This is a genomic window from Amycolatopsis pigmentata, assembly GCF_042684065.1.
Lineage (GTDB): Bacteria > Actinomycetota > Actinomycetes > Mycobacteriales > Pseudonocardiaceae > Amycolatopsis_E > Amycolatopsis_E pigmentata.
The window spans coordinates 1,090,567-1,109,646 of the sequence record NZ_JBHUKR010000004.1; the positions used below are offsets into that span (position 1 = coordinate 1,090,567).

The 19,080-nt window shown below is 69.3% G+C and carries 16 protein-coding genes; 5 read left to right on the plus strand and 11 right to left on the minus strand.

Annotation, left to right across the window (positions count from 1 at the left end; genetic code table 11):
- Positions 1 to 4: 4 nt before the first annotated feature.
- From ACFSXZ_RS06725 to ACFSXZ_RS06775, 11 genes are read right to left on the minus strand one after another with little or no spacing between them, the layout of a single operon-like run.
- On the minus strand, positions 5 to 190 hold the full coding sequence (locus tag ACFSXZ_RS06725; protein ID WP_378262346.1) for a hypothetical protein: 186 nt from the start codon (positions 188 to 190) through the stop codon (positions 5 to 7).
- Positions 191 to 219: 29 nt separating this feature from the next.
- A complete protein-coding gene (locus tag ACFSXZ_RS06730; protein WP_378262348.1) occupies positions 220 to 1,614 on the minus strand; it encodes an amidase in 1,395 nt (464 codons plus the stop codon).
- Between the two features lie 10 nt (positions 1,615 to 1,624).
- Positions 1,625 to 3,034 (minus strand): amidase, encoded by a 1,410-nt coding sequence (locus ACFSXZ_RS06735; protein ID WP_378262350.1) that lies wholly within the window; start codon positions 3,032 to 3,034, stop codon positions 1,625 to 1,627.
- The gene (locus tag ACFSXZ_RS06740; RefSeq protein WP_378262352.1) at positions 3,031 to 4,500 is read right to left on the minus strand and encodes an MFS transporter; all 1,470 of its coding nucleotides are present in this window, start codon (positions 4,498 to 4,500) and stop codon (positions 3,031 to 3,033) included. The genes ACFSXZ_RS06735 and ACFSXZ_RS06740 overlap by 4 nt, the downstream gene beginning before the upstream one ends.
- An 8-nt stretch (positions 4,501 to 4,508) precedes the next feature.
- A complete protein-coding gene (locus ACFSXZ_RS06745; RefSeq protein ID WP_378262354.1) occupies positions 4,509 to 6,170 on the minus strand; it encodes an amidase family protein in 1,662 nt (553 codons plus the stop codon).
- Between the two features lie 31 nt (positions 6,171 to 6,201).
- Positions 6,202 to 7,824 (minus strand): ABC transporter substrate-binding protein, encoded by a 1,623-nt coding sequence (locus tag ACFSXZ_RS06750; protein ID WP_378262356.1) that lies wholly within the window; start codon positions 7,822 to 7,824, stop codon positions 6,202 to 6,204.
- A gap of 12 nt (positions 7,825 to 7,836) precedes the next feature.
- Positions 7,837 to 8,784 carry an ABC transporter ATP-binding protein gene (locus ACFSXZ_RS06755; RefSeq protein ID WP_378262358.1) on the minus strand — a complete coding sequence of 316 codons (948 nt, stop codon included), beginning with the start codon at positions 8,782 to 8,784 and terminating at the stop codon, positions 7,837 to 7,839.
- Positions 8,784 to 9,773 carry an ABC transporter ATP-binding protein gene (locus tag ACFSXZ_RS06760; RefSeq protein ID WP_378262360.1) on the minus strand — a complete coding sequence of 330 codons (990 nt, stop codon included), beginning with the start codon at positions 9,771 to 9,773 and terminating at the stop codon, positions 8,784 to 8,786. The genes ACFSXZ_RS06755 and ACFSXZ_RS06760 overlap by 1 nt, the downstream gene beginning before the upstream one ends.
- 37 nt (positions 9,774 to 9,810) lie before the next feature.
- Positions 9,811 to 10,716 carry an ABC transporter permease gene (locus tag ACFSXZ_RS06765; RefSeq protein ID WP_378262362.1) on the minus strand — a complete coding sequence of 302 codons (906 nt, stop codon included), beginning with the start codon at positions 10,714 to 10,716 and terminating at the stop codon, positions 9,811 to 9,813.
- A 16-nt stretch (positions 10,717 to 10,732) separates the two neighbouring features.
- On the minus strand, positions 10,733 to 11,677 hold the full coding sequence (locus ACFSXZ_RS06770) for an ABC transporter permease (protein ID WP_378262364.1): 945 nt from the start codon (positions 11,675 to 11,677) through the stop codon (positions 10,733 to 10,735).
- A complete protein-coding gene (locus ACFSXZ_RS06775; protein ID WP_378262366.1) occupies positions 11,677 to 12,438 on the minus strand; it encodes a GntR family transcriptional regulator in 762 nt (253 codons plus the stop codon). The genes ACFSXZ_RS06770 and ACFSXZ_RS06775 overlap by 1 nt, the downstream gene beginning before the upstream one ends.
- A 502-nt stretch (positions 12,439 to 12,940) precedes the next feature.
- On the opposite strand from ACFSXZ_RS06775, the gene ACFSXZ_RS06780 reads away from it, so the two are divergent.
- The 5 genes from ACFSXZ_RS06780 to ACFSXZ_RS06800 all read left to right on the plus strand — a co-directional run bounded on the left by ACFSXZ_RS06780 (position 12,941) and on the right by ACFSXZ_RS06800 (position 18,982).
- Positions 12,941 to 13,399, plus strand: a complete 459-nt coding sequence (locus ACFSXZ_RS06780; protein WP_378262368.1) for a YbaB/EbfC family nucleoid-associated protein — start codon at positions 12,941 to 12,943, stop codon at positions 13,397 to 13,399.
- 13 nt (positions 13,400 to 13,412) lie between these two features.
- Positions 13,413 to 13,739, plus strand: a complete 327-nt coding sequence (locus tag ACFSXZ_RS06785) for a hypothetical protein (RefSeq protein ID WP_378262370.1) — start codon at positions 13,413 to 13,415, stop codon at positions 13,737 to 13,739.
- An 85-nt stretch (positions 13,740 to 13,824) separates the two neighbouring features.
- Positions 13,825 to 15,231: a WXG100 family type VII secretion target gene (locus ACFSXZ_RS06790; RefSeq protein ID WP_378262372.1), complete on the plus strand. Its 1,407-nt coding sequence runs from the start codon at positions 13,825 to 13,827 to the stop codon at positions 15,229 to 15,231.
- Positions 15,232 to 15,464: 233 nt separating this feature from the next.
- Entirely contained in the window at positions 15,465 to 18,809 is a 3,345-nt protein-coding gene (locus ACFSXZ_RS06795) for a GH92 family glycosyl hydrolase (protein WP_378262374.1), read from the plus strand.
- Entirely contained in the window at positions 18,806 to 18,982 is a 177-nt protein-coding gene (locus ACFSXZ_RS06800; protein ID WP_378262376.1) for a hypothetical protein, read from the plus strand. Before ACFSXZ_RS06795 ends, ACFSXZ_RS06800 begins: the two co-directional genes overlap by 4 nt.
- The last annotated feature ends 98 nt before the right edge of the window (positions 18,983 to 19,080 follow it).

Below are 19,080 nucleotides of genomic sequence, written 5' to 3' on the forward strand. Positions count from 1 at the left end.
GGGCCTACAACAGGGACCGGAAAATGGTGGCGGGCTCTTCGTAGCGCGCCTCGGGAACCTGGTACAGCGCATCGATCGCCTTCGCCCGGTCCGGGAAATCGGCGATCATGACGGCGACCTCCTCGTCCCGAGGGCTGAGGCCGGCCGCCGAGAGCAGCGCCGGGATGATCACAGTGGGGTCGGCATCCATGGGTTTCTTCCCTTTCCTTTCACACGCTTTCAGGCCGCGGTCTTCACGCTCAGGTCCGGCGCCTGAAGGTGCCAGCCGGTGCGTTGCTGGTAGGCGTATCCCGCGGCGAGAACTCCCGCCTCGTCGAACGGTTTGCCGACGATCTGCAGCCCGAGCGGCAGACCGTCGGTGGTGAAGCCCATCGGGACCGACATCGCCGGGTTGCCGAGCGCGTTCCAGTAGGGCGTGTGCAGTGCCGTGATGATGTCGGCGAAGGCGAGTTTCTCCAGTGCCGGGGCGCCGCAGGAACTCGTCGGCGTGACGATCAGGTCGACGGTTTCGAACAGCGCGGCGACCTTGCGCTGTCCCACTCGCCGGACCCGCTGCGCCTGCGCGTAGTCGCCTCCGGTGATCAACGCGCCGGTGGCGACCGCCATGCGGGTGCCCGCACCGTAGTCGGTCCAGCGGCTTCGCAGGTCAGGCCGGTGGTAGGCATAGGCTTCCGCGGACATGCCCACCATGGTCGCCGTGGTCAACTCGTCGTAGAGCGGGAGCGTCACGTCGACGATTTCCGCGCCCGCGGCACGAAGCTCGGCGAGCGCGGCGTCGATGACGGACGCGAGTTCGGGCACGGCCAGCGGTGAGGTTCCCAGCAGCCGGTCCACGCCGATCCGGAGCCCGGACAGAGATCCGGTGAGCCCGCTGGTGTAGTCGTCGACGGGCCGGTCGACCGAAGTCGCGTCGCTCGGGTCGTGCCCGGCGAGCACGGCCAGCATCACCGCGCAGTCCGCGGCGCTGCGCGCCATCGGCCCGATGTGGTCGTAGCTGTAACCGAGCGGTACACACCCGGACTTCGGCACCCGCCCGAAGGTCTGCTTCAGGCCGGTGATCCCGCAACTGGTGGCCGGGTAACGGATACTGCCACCGGTGTCGGTGCCCAGACCGCCGAGGAACATCCCCGCCGCCACACCGCCACCGGTGCCCGAGCTCGATCCCCCGGTCCAGTGCTCCGGATTCCACGGATTGCGCGGGATCGGGAAAGGCTTGTCCGGATCGGGAATCCCGATCGCATACTCCATTGTGGACGTCTTTCCGGTGATCACGGCACCGGCGGCCCGCAGCCGGGCCACCACCGGCGCGTCCCCGGAAGCGCCCCAGGCACGATCCAGGACCAGGCTCTGCGCGGTGGTCTCACCTTCGTCCGTGGCGATGATGTCCTTGATGCCCAACGGAATTCCGTGCAACGGCCCACGGTCGGTGCCGGCGGCCAGTTCGGCGTCCGCCTTGGCCGCGGCGGCGAGCGCGGTTTCGTCGAACCGGGAAAGGTAGACGCCCAGTTCCTCGTCGTGGGCGTCGGCGGCCGCGAAGGCGGCTTCGGTGAGCGCCACCGACGTGGTGGTGCCCGCGCGCAGCGCCGCGGCCGCGTCGGTAATGGTGGAATACAAGGTTTCTCTCCTAAACGGTGGCGGGCAGGGCAGGTCGGCGAAGGTGGTGTGTGGTGCCGCGCTGGTAGGCGTCGCCGAGGGCGAACAGGGTCGCCTCGTCCCGTGGCCTGCCGACGAACTGGATGCTCACGGGCAGGCCGTCGACGGCGCCGGAAGGCAGGACCAGGGCAGGGCTGCCGGTCAGGTTGAACGGCACGTTGGTGCGGCAGCAGGCGTCCAGCCACGGGACTTCCCGGTCCCCGAGGTCGGAGGTCATGTCGTCGCCGATGAGCGGGGGAAGGGCGGTCATCGCGGGGGTCACCAGCGCGTCGCAGCCGCTCATGGCTTCGTCCAGTTCGCGCTGGAACAGCGGGCGCAACCGCAACGCCCGCAAGTAGTCCGCGGCGGACACGAACGGGGCCGCGCCCAGCAGCGAAGCGCCCATCTCGTCGCGATCTTCGATCCCGCCGGCATGCCCTTCGTGCAGGGAAAGCATTTCCGCGTAGATGATCCACCATCCGGCCACCGGCGCCAGCTCGGCCGTGGGCAGGTCGACGTCGACGATTTCGACGCCGAGCGCGGCCAGTTCGGTCAGCGACGCCTCGTACGCCTGGGCGAGGGCCGGGTGCATCTCGGCTTCCAGGAAAGTGCGGTCGCGGCCGACCCGCATCCCCGCCACATCGCGGCCGAGCGCGGCGACGAAGGGGGTTTCCCCGGCGGGCAGGCTGGTCGGATCGGCCGGATCGGGCCCGGCGATCACGTCCAGCATCAGGGCACAGTCGGCGACGCTGCGCGTCATGGGACCGGCGTGGTCCATGGTCCAGGACAATCCCATCACGCCGTGCCGGGGCACGCGGCCGTACGTCGGCTTGATGCCGCTCAGCCCGCAGAACGCGCTGGGGATGCGGATCGAGCCGCCGGTGTCGGTGCCGATGGCCAGCGGCACCTGGCCGAGCGCGACCGAAGCACCCGAGCCCGACGACGAGCCCCCGGTTGTCCGGCGCGGATCCCACGGGTTGGGGGTCGGCCCGAAGGTCCGGTTGATCGCGCCGCCGCAGGCGAACTCGAAGGTCGCCAGTTTGGCCAGCAGCACTCCCCCGGCGGCGGCCAGCCGCGCGGCGAGGACGGCGTCGGTGGTGGGCACGTAGTCCCGGTACAGCGCCGAGCCGCCGGTCGTGCGGATGCCCGCGGTGGCGACGATGTCCTTGAGCCCGTAGGGAATTCCCTCCAGCGGCCGGGCCGTCCCGTCACGCCAGCGCGCATCGGACTCGGCAGCCAGTTCACGAGCGTGGCCGGCCAGTGTGGTGATCACGGCGTTCGCGGCCGGTTCGGTGGCTTCGATCCTGGCCAGGCAGGCTTCGACCGCCTCCGACGGTGTGGTGGTTCCCGCCGCGAACTGGGTGAGCAGTTCGGTGGCGGTGAGATCGGCGAGGTCGGTCACTGGTGCCCTCCTCCGGCTATCCAGGCGAGCCCCGTCGCGGGTTCGGTCACCGGCTCGGTGAAGGGCAGGGGCAACGCGCGAAGACGTTCGAGATCAGGGCGGTAGCGCGTGTGCGTGGCGTAGGCCTGCGCGAGCCGCTCGGGGGTGAGCGTGATGCCGGAGTTCGCCGCGAACACGGTGAACTCCTCGAGCGAGGGCATGGATGACACCGGCACGAAATTCTCCTTCACGGGACGGGATTCGAGTGGGACGACAACGGAGTGAGCGGGCAGGGTCTCCCCGACGGCGAAGGTGAGCAGCAGCCCCACGGCCAGGAGCGCGGCCGTGGCGAACAGGGCCGTGTCCACCCCGCCGATCGCGATGCCGACGCCGGAAAGCAGGCCACCGGCGAGCATCCCGAGGTCGCTGGCGATCCGGTACCCGGCGAGCGCGGTGTCCGGGTCCGCGGCGATATCGACGACCATCACGGTCGGCACCACCCAGGTGGTCCCGACGGTCACCCCCACGGCGAGTGCCGCGACGGTGAACTCCCACGGGGAACGCACCACCGCCGCCAGGGCGATGACGGCGAGCACGCCCCACGCGAGCGCACCGGCGAGCGGAACGAGCCGGCCCCGGCGATCGGTCCACGCGCCGCCGAATCGCATGGCGCCGACATCGGTGAGCGCGAGCGCGAACATCGCGAAGCCCAGGGTGATCCAACCCATGCCAAGCCGGGCACCCAGCAACGGCACCAGGGTGAGCGCGAGGCCACCGCGGACCGCCTGACCGAACCCGGCGAGGATCAGCACGGACCACCCGCGACGACCCCGCAGGCCCAGTCCGGCGGGCAGGCCCAGGCGCGGCGACCGCCCGGAACGCCACCGGGGCACCAGGAACCAGGCGGCCACCGCCCCGGCGAGGTTCAGCACGCCGCACACCGCGAACAGCAACCGCAGCCCGCCCGCACCGGGGACCGTCGCCGCGATCAGGCCGCCGCTGAGCGGGCCCGCGGCGATCCCGACGAACCACGCCGCGTTGAACGCCCCGATCGCGCCGCCCCGCGACCGCGCCTCGCCGAGCCGGACGGCGAGCACCACACCGCCGCCCATGAACAGCGCGGCACCGAAACCCTGCAGTACCCGCGCCAGACCCACCATCTCCCAGCTGGTCGTGGCGGCGGAGAGCAGCGACCCGGCGCCGAACACGACCATGGACACGGTGAGCGCGGTGCGGGAGGACAGCCTCGGCACGAACCGGGTGCCGAGGAAGTCCACCAGCAGCAGGGAAAGCCCCATCGACGAGACCACGTAGGCCGCCCATTCGGGCGGTCCACCCAGTGCCACCACCAGCAGCGCGGTGAACGGCGCGGTGAGGCCGAACCCGACCCCGGCCAGCATCACGACGAGGTGGAACCGGCGCCGCACAGCGGAACTGTGCGGTGCCGTCGTGGGCCGCTCCGGCAGCGCCGCGGGGCGCGAGCCCACCGTGCCGATCATGGCCGTGCCGCCGCCATGGCCACTTCGGCCGCGCCACCCGGGGTGACCCCGGCCGCCCGTTCCACCACCGCGCCGGCCCGGAAGGTCAGCGCGTCCGCCCAGTGCGGGGCGATGATCTGGATCGACGTGGGCATCGCGGTCTCCGGGTCCACGCCGCTGGGCACGGCGAGCGCGGGATGCCCGGAGAGGTTGAGGACACAGGTGTTGGCCACCATGGTCGTGCCACGGGTGAGCAGTTCCGGATCCTCGGCGGGCCGGTCCAGCAGGACCGGGGCGACCTGCGGGGTGGTCGGCGTGACGAGCAGGTCGAACGACGAGAGCGCCTCGTCGATCTGTGCGGTCAGCGCGCGGCGCAGGTTCGCCGCCTTGGCGAAATAGGTCGAGAAGTAGTTGTCGTGCAGGTAGCGCCCGCCGAGCAGCCAGACCTTGAAGAACGGCGGGAAGGAGTCGGCTTCCAGCCGCCGCACCAGGCCGAAGGCGTGGGTCCGCTCGACGTCCACCTCGCCGAGATGGCTGTAACCGGCGCCGTCGCTTTGCGTGGTCAGCCACGCCAGGTGCAGCAGCAGGGTGGTCGCGATCGCCCACCCATCCGTCCACAAAGGAATCGACACCGGGGACACGGTGGCGCCCGCGTCCCGCAATGCCGTGCACGCGGACTCGAAACCGGCGAGCACGCCCGGTTCACACGACGCGGGATCACAAGACTGCTGTGTGTTGCGGGACACCCGCACCCGGTCGGCCTCCGCGATGAAAGCTCCGCCGATACCGCTCACGGCCTCCGTGACCACGCCGATCCGCAGGCCGTCCACGCCCCCGGCGAGACCGGCCGCCGCCTTCGTCGGTTCCGGCTTGCCGCGCACCCACTGCGGGTCACGGTCGGAATGGCCGCTCATCACGTCGAGCATGCGAGCGGTCAGTTCCACCGTGCGGGCCATCGGGCACACCGCGTCGATGGTGTGGTCCATGTAGGTCAGCCCGTGGGAAGGCACCAGTCCCTGCGTCGGTTTGATGCTCACGACTCCGTTGAAGGACGCCGGAATCCGGGCCGATCCCCCTTCGTCCACACCGATGGCGAGATCGACCGCACCCGAGCGGACGGCCGAACCCGAGCCACCCGACGAGCCACCGGACGAACGGGCCGGGTCGACCGCGTTGCGCGCCGGGCCGTACCAGCTCGACTCGCCGGTGCCGGAGGTGGAGAAGTCGTCCAGGTTGGTCTTGCCGACGATGTCCGCGCCGGCTTCCAGCAGCCTCGTCACCACGACCGCGTCCGTGACCGGGGTGTAGGTCAAGGTCCGCGATGCGTTGGTGATCGGGATTCCGGCCACCGCGAGGTTGTCCTTGACGCCCACGGTGAGCCCCGCCAGCGGCCCGTCCGGTGCGCCCTTGACGTGGCACCGCCGGACGAAGGCGTGGTACGGGTCTTCGGCGTCGCTCACCGGCCCGCCCGGGTCCCGGTCGGTGAACGTCAACGGGGTGGCGGGGGCGTGCAGTTCGTCGAGCCGGTCCACGCTGGCCAGGGTCTGGTCGAGCACGGCGGCGTACTGCTCGGCCTCCCGGGGCGTGAGGGAAAGGTGCTCGGCGGCGCCGATCTCGGTGAGTTGTTCCGGTGTCGGGCGGCGCACGAAGCCGCGGATACGTCCGCGAGGCATGGCCATGACGGATCTCCTTGTTCTCGTTGGGGGATGCTCAGCCGACCGACAACTGGGTCAGGTCGGCGAACCAGGACTGGGGTTGCACGAAGCCGTGCACGCTCGATGCCAGCACGCGGGGGTTGCGGTCGTTGACCACGACCAGCCATGGCGAGTCCTTGGCGAGCAGCGTCGCCACCTGGGCGTAGAGGTCCGAACGGGCGGTGCCGTCGAGGACCGTCTTCGCCTTGCCGAGCAGGGCGTCCACCTGCGGGTTGGCGTACTTGCCCGCGTTGATGGCGGAATCGCTGCCGAACCAGCTTCGCCAGAAGCCCTCCTGCTGATAGCTCAGCGAGATGTTGAGCGCGTCGGCGTTGTCCGGGATCTTCCCGACGAAGAAGTCGTTCAGCATGGCCGCCCATTCGATGGGCTTGAGCTCGACCTTGACCCCGGCCGCGGCGAGGTCGGTCTGCAGCGCGGTGTTCATCGGCGTCGGGATCATGTTGCCGGACCCGCTGGTGGGATAGGACAGCGTCATGGTGAAACCGTTCGGGTAACCGGCTTCGGCCAGCAGCTGCTTCGCCTTCGCGGGATCGTAGCCATAGACCTGGCTTTCCGGGCGGAAGGCGGCGTTGGCCTTGGGGGTGAAGCCGAGCGCCGGTTCGGCCGTGCCCTTGAGGATGTTGTCCACAAGGGACTGACGGTTGATCGCCCAGTTCAGCGCTTCGCGCACCTTCGGGTTGTCGAACGGCGCCTTGGTCATGTTGTAGACCCACGGCCAGATGTGGTCATAGGAGTTCGTCAGCACCTGGAAGCCCTGCGACTTCAGGCTCGGCACGTCGTCCGGCGGCGGCACCTCGATCCAGTTGACCTCACCCGAGCGCAGCGCGGCGGTCCGCGCGGTCGGGTCCGGAATCGGCCGCAGGATGACCTTGTCGACCTTGGGCGCGCCGGCCCAGTAGTCGGGGTTCTTCAGCAACACGAGCCGCTGGCCGCGTTCGAGCGAGTCGAACTTGAACGGGCCGGTGCCCACCGGATGCTGGGCGAAGCCCTGGTTGCCCTCGGCCTTCACCGCGGTGGGGCTGGCGAAGTAGACCGTCGCGAGGTCGCTCGGCAGATACGCCCACGGGCCGTTGGTGTCGATCCGGATGGTCAGGTCGTCGATCTTCTTGAAGCTCTTGACGCCCGCGATGGACAGCCCGCCCTGCGCGTTGAGCTCCTGGTAGTAGTTGGGGCTGGTCTTGTCGTCGTACCGCTCGAGGTTGAAGATCGCCGCGTCGGCGTTCCACGGCGTGCCGTCGTGGAACTTCACGTTCGGCCGCAGTTTGAACGTCCAGCTGGTCAGGTCGGCGTTGGGCTCCCACGACTCGGCGAGCGCGGGAATGATCTTGGGGATCTGGTCGCCCTTGGTCAGGTCGAACTTGGTGAGGCCGTCGTAGAGCTGGTTGCCCACGAAGCGCAGGCCCTCGTAGCCCTGTCCCTGCGCCAGACCCGTGTCCAGTACGGGAATGTCGGACGCGGTCATGCCGACGATCAAGGTGTTGCCGTTGCCGCCTCCCGACGAGGCGGTGCCGCCGCAGGCGGCGAGCGCCAGAACGGCCACTGTGGACAGTGTCAGTGCGGTCAACCGGCCGTGGCGTCTTCTTCGGCGCGCCATGGACAGCGGTGTGGCTGGAGACACGGGATCTTCCTCTCAGACGTTCAGGGAGGTGGTGAGGGGTTTGACATGCACGCAAGCCGCGCCGTGCCCCGGCGCGGTCTCGGTCAGGGGCGGCCACGCCTGGGCGCACACCGGCTCGGCCAGCGGGCACCGCGTCCGGAAGCCGCAACCGGACGGCGGATCGGCCGGGTCGGGCAGGTCACCGGCGAGCACGATGCGTTCCCGGCCCTGGCCCGGCGTGGCCGACAGAAGTGCCTGGGTGTAGGGGTGTCGCGGGTTCGTCCACAGCTGTCCGGACGAGGCGATTTCCACCACCCGGCCGAGGTACATCACCGCGACGCGGTGGGAAATGTGCTCCACCACGGCGAGGTCGTGGGAGATGAAGACGAAGGCGACACCGGTTTCGGCCTGCAGGCCGGCCAGCAGGTTCAGCACCTGGGCCTGCACGCTTTTGTCCAAAGCGGACACCGCCTCGTCGCAGACCACCAGGTCGGGTGAGGTGGCGAGCGCGCGGGCGATCGCCACGCGCTGCAACTGGCCGCCGGAGAGCTCGTGCGGGAACCGTTCGGCCTGTACGGCGGTCAGCCCGACCCGGTCGAGCAACCCGACGATCTTGTCCCGCCGCCCGTTCCGCTCGAACCCGTGCGCGCGCAGGTTGAATTCGATCGACTGGCGGACCGTCAGCCGGGGGTTGAGCGAGGTCTGCGGGTTCTGCGGGACCACCTGGAGCCGTGCCCGCAGCGCGCGCAGCCGACGACGATTCAGCCTGGCCAGGTCGTGGCCGTCGAAGGTGACCGTGCCGGCTTCCGGCGCGAGCAGACCGAGCAGCATCTTGCCGGTGGTCGACTTGCCACAACCGGACTCGCCCACCACGCCGAGCGTCTCTCCTTTATGGACACTCAGGGAAACGTCGGAGACCGCGCGTACGCCGTTGCCGAAGGTTTTGGACAACCCTTCCGCACGCAACAGGACCGTGTCCATCAGGTGACCGCCTCTCCGGAGTTGACGACCGGGCACGCCGCCGACCGGTCCGGCGCCACCGGCACCAACGGCGGATCCTCGCGGTGACAGGAAGGCAGGGCTCGCGGGCAGCGGGGAGCGAACGCGCAACCGGCCGGGAACTCCCCCACGCCCGGCGGCGATCCGACGATCGACCGCAGCGCGCCACGCTCGACGTCCGGCCTGGGCAGGGAATCCAGCAATCCTTCGGTGTAAGGATGTTTCGGGTCGCTCAGCACCTCTTTGGCCGGCCCCTCCTCCACCAGGCGCCCCGCGTACATCACGCCGATCCGGCCACCGAAGTCGGCGGCGACGCCGACGTCGTGGGTCACCATCAGCACCGCCGTGCCCATCCGGGCCTGCAACTCGGCGATCAGTTCGAGGATCTGGGCCTGCACGGTGACATCGAGGGCCGTGGTCGGCTCGTCCGCGATGAGCACCTGGGGGTCACAGCTCACCGCGATGGCGATGACCGCCCGCTGCCGCATGCCACCCGAAAGCTCGTGCGGGTAACTCGCGGCCACCCGCTTCGGGTCGGGAATGCCCACCATGGCGAGCAACTCCTCGGCCCGCCGTCGCGCGGCCGACGTGACCCGTTCCACGCCGTGGACCGCGAGCACCTCGGTGAGTTGCGAACCGATCCTGCGCAACGGGTCGAGCGCGCCGGTCGGATCCTGGGGCACGAGCGCGACCTGGCCACCGCGCAGCGAGCGCATTTCCGATTCCGGCAGGGACAGCAGTTCGACGCCGTTCATCCGGACGGTGCCGCCGATGTCGGCCGACGAGCCGTACAGCCTCAGGATCGACCGCGCGGTGACCGACTTGCCGCTGCCGCTCTCCCCCAGCAGCATCATCGTCTGGCCCCTGGCGAGGGTGAACGAAACGCCCCGCACCACAGGGGTTCGCCGACGGCGGGAGACGAACGTGGTGGTGAGGTCGCCGACGTCCAGGGGCGCGTGTTCGGTGATCACGAGACACCTCCGGCGGACCCGCACGAGAATGGGGATCTCACGCGCGCACCTCCCCGCGGACGTCGAGCAGGTCGCGCAGGCCGTCACCGAGGACGTTGAACGCCACCGAGGCGACCAGGATGGCCAACGCCGGAATCGCGGCCAGGAAGGGAGCCGAGTAGATGTACTGGGTGTGTTCGCTGACCATGATTCCCCATTCCGGGGTCGGTGGTGACACGCCCAGGCCGAGGAAACTCAGTCCTGCCGCGTACACAATGGACAGTCCGATGAGGGCGGTGCAGTACACCACGACCGGTGGCGCGACGTTGGGCAGCACCTGCCGCAGCGCGATCGCGCCCGCGCGCGCCCCGCTCGCCCGCGCGGCCTCCATGTAGTCGAGGTCGATCAGGCGCCGCGTCTCCGTTTCCGCCACCCGCGCCACCGGCGGCACCAGGATCACGGCCAGCGCGATGATCGAGTTGGACATCCCCGAGCCGAGCGCGGCCGCGATCGCGACGGCGAGCAGCACCGCGGGAAACGCGTAGAAGACGTCGAGGGTGCGCATGATCAGGCGCTGCCCCCACCGTCCGGACAGCCCCGCCGCCATGCCCAGCCCGGTGCCCGCGACGGCCGCGAACAGCACCGGGATCAGCCCGGCGAGCAGGGACAGCCGAGTGCCGTCGACCAGCCGGGCGAGCACGTCGCGGCCCTGGCCGTCGGTGCCGAGGAGGTGGCCGGGTGCCCCCGCGTCCAGCAGCCGGTGGGCGGGATCGCCGGCCAGCGGATCACCGGCCACGAACGGGCCCACCACGGCCACGAGCACGATCAGCGCGATCACGCCGGCGGCGACCGTGGCGCTGACGGTCATCCGGCGGTGCCGGCGTCGCGGCGGAGGGATCGCGACGGAGACATCGCCGGCCTCCGGCAGCGACTCGGCCGTGGCCGGTCCGGTTACAGCGGTCATCACGAACACTCCTTACTCAGGCGCGGATACGGGGGTCGACCAGCCCGTGCAGGGCGTCGACGACCACGTTGATCACGACGAACGCGAACGCGGAGACCAGCACGCCGGCCTGGATCACCGGCAGGTCGCGCTGGCTGATGGACTGGTAGACCAGCAGCCCGATCCCCGGCCAGGCGAAGACCGCCTCGACGAAGACCACGCCGCCCAGCAGGTAACCGATCTGCAGGCCCGCCACGGTCAGCAGCGAGGGCACGGTGTTGTGAAAGGCATGCGCCATGACGCGGCGGCGGGACAGCCCTCGCGCGGTCAGCGCCTCGACGAAGTCCATGCTCATCACGTCCAGCACGGACGAGCGGAACATGCGCGCGATGATCCCGGCCGGCACCAGGGACGCGGTGACCGACGGCAGGATCAGATGGTTGAACAGATCCGGGAAACCTCGGTTTCCGTTCGGGTTGTACATGCCGCTGACCGGGAACAGGCCCGCCTTCGACGCCAGGTAGATGATCAGCAGCAGGCCGATCGAATACTGCGGCACCGAGATCGAGAACAGGGCGAAGGCGTTCCCCACCCGGGCCAGGATTCCGGTGCGGCGCAACGCGGTGAGCGCCCCGACCGTCAGTCCCAGCACGATCGCCAGCGCCCCGGCGGCGAGCGTGAGGATCAGGGTGTTGGCCAGCGCGTCGAAGACGATGGGCGCGACCGCGCCGTGCCGGGTGAGGCTGGTGCCGAAATCGCCGCTGACCGTGTGCCCCAGCCAGCTGACGTACTGCACCGGCAAGGGTTTGTCGAGACCGAGGCGCGCGGTGAGCGCGGCGTGTGCTTCGGGGGAGCCGGTGGGCCCGAGCATGGAGGCCACCGGATCACCCGGGATGATCTTGATCGTGACGAAGATGACCAGGGAGACACCGATCAGGATCGGCACCGCCATCAGCATCCTGCGTCCCAGGTAACCGAACATCAGGCCTCCCGCCTGGTCGTGGTCAACGGACGCCGGACGCGGCGCGGCAGTTGCGCGAGCAACGTCAGCCGGTCGCCGCGCACCCGCGCGAAGGCATATTCCAGCGGGCGCCCGGCGCGATCCCGGACCAGGCGCTCGAACAACATCAGCGGCGCGCCCGGGGGAATGTCGAGCAGCACCGCGGCCTCGTCGTCGGCGAGGATCGCCTCGACGGCCTGATCGGTGACGCCGAGTTCGAATCCGGCGGCCTCGTAGACGGAGTACCATTCCTCGACCGCCTGCCCGTGCATCACCACACCACGCAGTGGCAGCGGAATGTAGGCGGTGCAGACGTAATACGGCTCGTCACCGAGTACCGCGACATATTCGACGACACCGCATTCGGCGCCGGGGTCGAGCCCGAGCCGGTCGGCGACACGCGGCGCCGCGATTTCCTGGCTGATCGCCAGAATCCGGTGGGAAACACGTTCGAGGGCGGGTTCCGGTCCGTGCAGGTGACCGAACGGGTGGCGCACCTTCGAGGAGACGGCGAACGTACCGGTGCCGGGCACCCGTTTGACCAGACCTTCCTCCCGCAACAGGGCCAGCGCGTCGCGGATCACCTGCCGGCTGGCGGAAAAGGACAGCATCAGTTCCGCTTCGCCGGGCAGGGCCCCGGCGGGGAATTCTTCGTGCACGACGGCCGCCCGGAGCAGATCTCGCACCCGGCGGGCAGCGCTCAACCGGCGCTTGGTCCGCGGATCCATCCTGGCCTGACTCATGCCCGATAGCCTGCGCCCGGGTGAGAGTCAACTCAAAGACCGCACAGGTAAAGCCGTCGTTAAGCCGGAAGAGCGCCCGGGCTGGGGAACCTGAGCTGCGGAAACACGGCGGCCCGGGTGGTGAAACGCCGGATGGGAGACCCGCTCGGCCGGAAGTCCCCGGACACTCCACATGCGACAGTGTCACCGACGGTGAGCGAGGAGGCCTTGGCCGCCCTTTTTTCGCCGGACGGCCGCACGCGTGGCCGAGACTTGAGCAAAGCTTAAGATTCGCGTCACCGCGCGGAGGAGGGAAATGAATACCGGCGGGTGTGGAATATCTGCACGAAAGTCCCTTACCTGCCGCGGAGTGACTCTTAGCACACGGGTCGGCACCCGGAGTTCAACTTCTCGCCGCATGCATGATCGTCGTCGTTCACGCCGCACTGTTTGACTCGCCGATGCCCAGAATCCTTACGAACCCGGCAAGGCAGCGGTGACCGACTCCCATCATCCCGGCCCGGTGGACCCGTTCACACAGTTCAGCGCGTTCACCGAAGAACTCGACGGTTTGCGGGCGAAAGCCGAACAGGTGCAGGAAAAGATCCGGAACGCCACCGCGACGGCGACCGCGCGGGACGGCGCGGTGTCGGTGACGGTGGGACCGGCAGGCGCGCTGGTTGGTCTCAAGTTCACCTCCCAGGCCTACCGGCAGCCGCCGGAAACGCTGGCCGCTCTGGTGCTTTCGCTCGCCCGGCGGGCACAACGGCAGGTCGGCGGTGAGGTTTCGCGGGCCTACGCCGAGTTGGTCGGCGAGAACTCGTCCGCGATGAGCGTGCTCGGGGAATTCCTGCCCGCCGAAAGCGAGCGCGAGGACCCGGAGTCGCGCGAACGGAAGAATTCTTCGCTGCCCCGTCCGTACCGGCCTTCCGGGCAAAGACGCCCTGCCGGGGACACCGACGACTACGACACTTCTTGGTAGAGAAGGGATTACCGTGCCCACCACCCAAGTGGCCCCGGACGAGCTCATCACCTTCGCCCGTTATCTGGATTCGACCACGGGACCCGAGGTCTCCCACGCGGCCGACCAGGTACGCGCGGCGAACGGATTCGACAACAACGCTTTCGGTGTGCTCGTGGCGCAGTTCCTCGCGGTACCGGCCCGGATCGCGCTGGGCGTGGTCGCGGGGAACCTCTCCGGTGTCGCCGACGAGATCCACGACGCCGGGGCCCGGACGTGGAAGGTGGCCAACGACTACGAGGCGACCGACCGGGCCTCCGCCCGGAACGTGCTGAATTCCTACGAAGAAGCGCCGGCATGAAACCCCTCGAGCCGGCCCGCGGCTGTCAAGATGCCCCGAGGGCGCGCCGGTTCTTTCCGGCGCGCAAGGCCGCGGATAAAAGAGCATGAGCGATCAGCTTCAGCCGTTCACCCCGACCAACTCCACCAGCGGTGCCGGGGTCATCGACAGCTGGCACAACGTCGAGCTGGCGGTTCAGGAGATCAAGACCTCGCACGGCGCGGACCAAGCCGCGGTCGCCGTGGAACTGGGCATCGTCACCGTCAGCGCGGTGCTGGACACGGTCGCGTTCGCGCTCGACCCGCTCGCGAAGCTGATCGCGGCCGGGCTGGGCTGGCTGATCGAGCACGTCAAGTTCCTGCGCTGGCCGCTGGACCAGCTGGCCGGCAACCCCGACCAGATCAAGTTGCTCGCGGAGTCCCTGCACCGGATCGGCGAGGACCTGCGCAACACCGCGGACGACATGGACCGGGCCATGCACCGGGTCGTCACCGAATGGCAGGGCGTGGGACACGACAGCTTCGACGCGGAGATGACGGCCCACCGCGAGCACATCGCCGGTTCGGGCAAGGCGGTCGACACCGCCGGATACGTGGTCGAGACCACGATGGCGCTGATCGTCACCGTGCGGAGCCTGATCCGCGACATCATCACCACGCTGATCGCCGACATCATCGCCACCATGCTGATCGCGCTGGCGCTGGCGGTGATCACCTTCGGGGCGTCGATCCCGGTCGCCGTCGGCAAGTGCGTGGCCGAGGCCGCGGTCCAGTGCTCGGCGATGGCGGCGAAGATCGCCAGGATCGCCCAGTTCGCGGCCCGGGCGGCGGCCCGGTTGAAGCAGCTCGCCACGCTGACCAGGAACGAGCCCGCACCACATCCCACGCCACACGCCACACCGCGTCCGTCGTCGTCGGCCACCACCAGCACGGCGCACGAGGTTCCTCCCCCACCGCCGGTGAGCCCCGCCGTGTCGGAGGCCGAGTCACTGGGGATTCGCGCCACCGACGAGCCGTTCGCCACCTGGCTGGCCGCGGACCGGTACTACAACGGCCCCCCGGCCCGCACGCCCGTGAACGAGCCGCCCGCGCCCCGCCCTTCCGTCGGAACGGCCGCGGAGCGTGCGCCCGTGCCCGTGGTGGCCGAACCCCGGCCGGCGCCTGCGGCCCGCAACAGTTCGTCCGCGCAGCCGAATTCGCTGCTCAGGCCGTGGGACATCCGGCCGCTCAAGGCGCACGAGGAGTATTTCAAGAAGAACTACGCCAGGTACTGGGAGAAGAACAAGTACTTCGAGAATCTCGTGCGGGCCAAGTTCCCCGACTGGTTCCCGGTGATCAAGGGCCTCAGCGACATGAAGACCGGCAAGAACTGGATCGGCTGGATCGGCAAGGGCATCGTCAACGTGGACCGGTCGCTGACCGACATCCACCAGCAGGCCGAAGCGGGCTGGCAGGAGTCCGACGACACCTGGCGGGCCGAGCATCCCGAACCGGCCACCGCCCAGGAGGCTTGACGCGGCGGGAAAAACATTCTTGGCGGCTGGAAAATAAAATTCCTACTTTAGTAGGTAGTGGTCCATTCCTGACCGGTTGTTGACTTTCCCTGGCCGGAACCCGATCCCTGCACGGCGCGACGCCTGACAACGTTGTCGTCGCCGCCGTCGGCGTTCCGGCCCGCACCGGAGGGAATCGACGTATGCGTGTTGCCAATCCGACCAAAAGTGGGCGGAGACGGTCCGGAGCCAATTTGCTTGTAGACACCCGTTTCCGCCGTGGCTGTGGTCGGATTGGCAACGATCGGCACAGTACCCGGATTCTTCCCCTGCTCTTCGCGCTTCCCCTGCTGGCTCCGGCGATCGTCGCGCCGGCCGCGACCGCGGCGCCTGACCACTCCAGGGACTTCGCCGCGTACGTCAACCCGTTCGTCGGGGCCAAGGCCGGACAGGAGGCGGAAAGCAACACCTACGCCGGGGACACCTTCCCCGGCGCGGACGTGCCCTTCGGCATGGTGCAGTGGAGTCCGGACACTCCGCTGGAGCCCAAGGCACCGGCGGGGCAGGGCCGGTACTACGCGCGCGACCGGGACGGCGGCTACGCCTGGGAGGAGAACCGCCTGCGCGGTTTCAGCCTCACCCACTTCAACGGCGCCGGATGCGGTGGCGCGGCCGGGGACCTCCCGTTCCTGCCCTACGCCGGAAAGGTCACCACTTCCCCCGCCGCCACCCAGGAGCACTATTTCGCGACGTTCGGCCACCAGAACGAAGTCGCTTCGCCGGGCTACTACAAGGTGACCACGGACTCCGGCATCACCAGCGAACTGACCGTCACCCAGCACTCCGGGTCCGGCCGCTTCACCTACGCGCCGGGCTCCGACGCGACGATGCTCGTCGATGTCGCCGACTCCGCGATGGGCAGCGACGACGCGTCGGTGACCGTCGACCCGGCCGCCCACACGGTGTCCGGTTGGGTTGCCAGCGGCCACTTCTGCCGCGGCCCCAACACCTACCGCGTCTACTTCACCGCCACCTTCGACCAGGCCTTCGCGGGCTGGGGAACCTGGCAGAACAGCACCGTGACACCGGGCGGCACCTCGGCGCGGGGCGGAAACCTCAGCAAGGACACCTGGGACAAGCAGGTGGTCACGGCCGACGGCGGTTCCGGCGCCTACCTCACCTTCGACCCGTCGAAACCGGTGAACGTCCGGATTGGACTGTCCTATGTGGATCTCGAAGGCGCTCGTCTCAACCTCGCGGCCGAACAACACGGCGCGCCGTTCGAGGCGATCGCCGGCCGGGCCCGGCAGGCATGGAACGACCGCCTCCGGCAGATCGACGTCGAGGGTGGAGCCGACTCGGACACCCGGACCTTCTACACGGCGCTGTACCACAGCCTGATGCAGCCGAACGTCTTTTCCGATGTGGACGGTCGCTACGCCGGGTTCGACCGGCAGATCCATCGCGCCGCGCCGGGTCATGCCCAGTACGCGAACTTCTCCGGCTGGGACACCTACCGCGACGTGGTGCAGTTGCAGTCCCTGCTCGCCCCGCACGAAGCGGCCGACATCGCGCAGTCGATGTACAACCAGGCCACCCAGTCGGGCGGGATCTGGGACCGCTGGTCACAGAACAACGACTTCATGGGGGTGATGGCGGGCGACCCGTACCACTCGATCGTCGCCAGCACCTACGCCTTCGGTGCCCGCGACTTCGACGCCACCGGCGCGCTGGCTTCCATGGTGCGCGGCGCGACCCGGGTCCAGCAGGCCGGCGAGCGCGCGCTCGAGCGGCCCGGCCTTTCCGACTACCTGACGCTCGGCTATCACCCCGACAACGTGTCGGACATGCTCGAAGAGACCACCGCCGACTTCGGCATCGCGCAACTCGCGGGGCGGCTCGGCCAGGCCGGGACCTACCACGACTTCATGGCCAGGGCGCAGTACTGGGAGAACGTCTACAACCCGGCCACCGGGTACCTCCAGACACGCATGCGCGACGGCCAGTTCCTGGCACCGTTCGATCCCGCACAGCACGAGGAAATGCGGTACCAGGAAGGAAACGCGGCACAGTACACCTGGATGGTGCCCTACGACGTGCGAGGCCTGTTCGACGCGATGGGTGGCGACGACGCGGTGAAGAAGCGGCTGGACTTCTTCTTCACCAAGCTGAACACCGACGCCGACTCGCCGTATGCCTTCATGGCCAACGAGCCGTCCTTCGAGGTGCCATGGGAATACGCCTACGCGGGTGCCCCGGCCAAGACCCAGGACATCGTGCGGCGGTCTGCCCAGCTGTTGTTCAAACCGACCGAAGACGGCTTGCCCGGCAACGACGACCTCGGCGCCACCTCGGCGTGGTACGTCTTCGCCGCGCTGGGCATCTACCCCGAGGCACCCGGCCGGGCGGAAATGGTGCTCGCGAGCCCGCTGTTCCCCCGCATCACCATCACGCGAGGCGGTGGACAGCGAATCTCGATCAGCGCACCAGGTGCGTCGAGCACGGTCAAATACGTCGACGGCCTTCGGGTGAACGGGGTGCCGAGCACGAAGCCGTGGCTTCCGGAGTCCTTTGTGAACAGTGGCGGACGGCTCGACTTCACGCTCGGGACCACCCCGGCGGCATGGGGTTCAGCGCCGGGCGACGCACCGCCGTCGTTCCGCGACGGCGAAGTCCCGGTGCGGGGATCCATCGGGCCGGGCCGGATCGTGGTCACCCCCGGCGCTCCGGGAACGGCGGCGACGGTCACCGCCGACGCCATCACCGGCTCGGGCACCGTGTCCTGGCAGGCCAAGCCACCGGCCGGGATCACGGTGACCCCGTCGAGCGGCACGCTCACCGTCGGCGCCGGTGGCCACGCGACCCAGCCGGTCACGGTCACCGCGGCGCCCGGAACGGCCGACGGATTCACCACCGTCCCGGTGGCCTTCAGTGGGACGGGCGCGGCGCAGGTGCCCGCGAACCTGCCAGTGACCATCGGCTCACCGGGTACGCCGCACGCGGCGTACACGAATGTCGGCGTCACCGACGACAAACAGGTCCAGTACGGCGACTTCGGGGAAACCGACCTGTACCCGGGCGGCTTCGTGTTCTCCTACTCGGCGCAGGGCTTCGCCGCCGACGGGATCACGCCCGGCGGCACGGTGACCGCGAACGGCCAGCGTTTCCCGTGGCCTGACAGCACCCCGGGAACGCCGGACAACATGATCGCCGCCGGACAGACCCTCGCCGTCGACGCGCCAGCCGGGGCGACGAAACTGTCCTTCCTCGGCGCGGCGACCGGCGGCGACGCCGAAGGCACGGTGACCGTCACCTACACCGACGGCTCGACGCAGCAGGCCTCGCTCGGGTTCTCCGAATGGCTGTTGAAGGGTGGCGACGAAAAGCCACAGTTCGGCAACACGGTGGTGGCCACGGTCCCCTACGTGAATTCGGCCTTCCCGAGGTACATGTTCCGCCTGCAGCGGCCTTACACGTCGTATCTCTTCGCCACCGCCCCGATCGCGCTCGATCCGGCGAAGAAGGTCAAAAACATCACGCTGCCCACGGCGGTGACCGGCGGCGGCGCGGCTCACGTCTTCACCTACGCCGTGTCGTGAAGACCCACGAGGGCGTGGTGATGCCGAGCCCCAAGCCCGACCCGCTGGTGCGGACCGACGAGGAGTTGCGTGTCCTGAGTGGATGGTCGCATCGGCGGTCGACCGGCGTGGGGCTGTATCTGAGTCCGCCGGAGAACGCGCTGGTACTAGCGGTGATCGACCGCACCGCCTGATCCGCCACCCGCGGTTCCACCGGTGAGCCGTCGCAACCCTCATTGCGATGACAGAATGTGTTCACCGCGTCGCGGACAGAAGCCACTCCAGGGGCGAG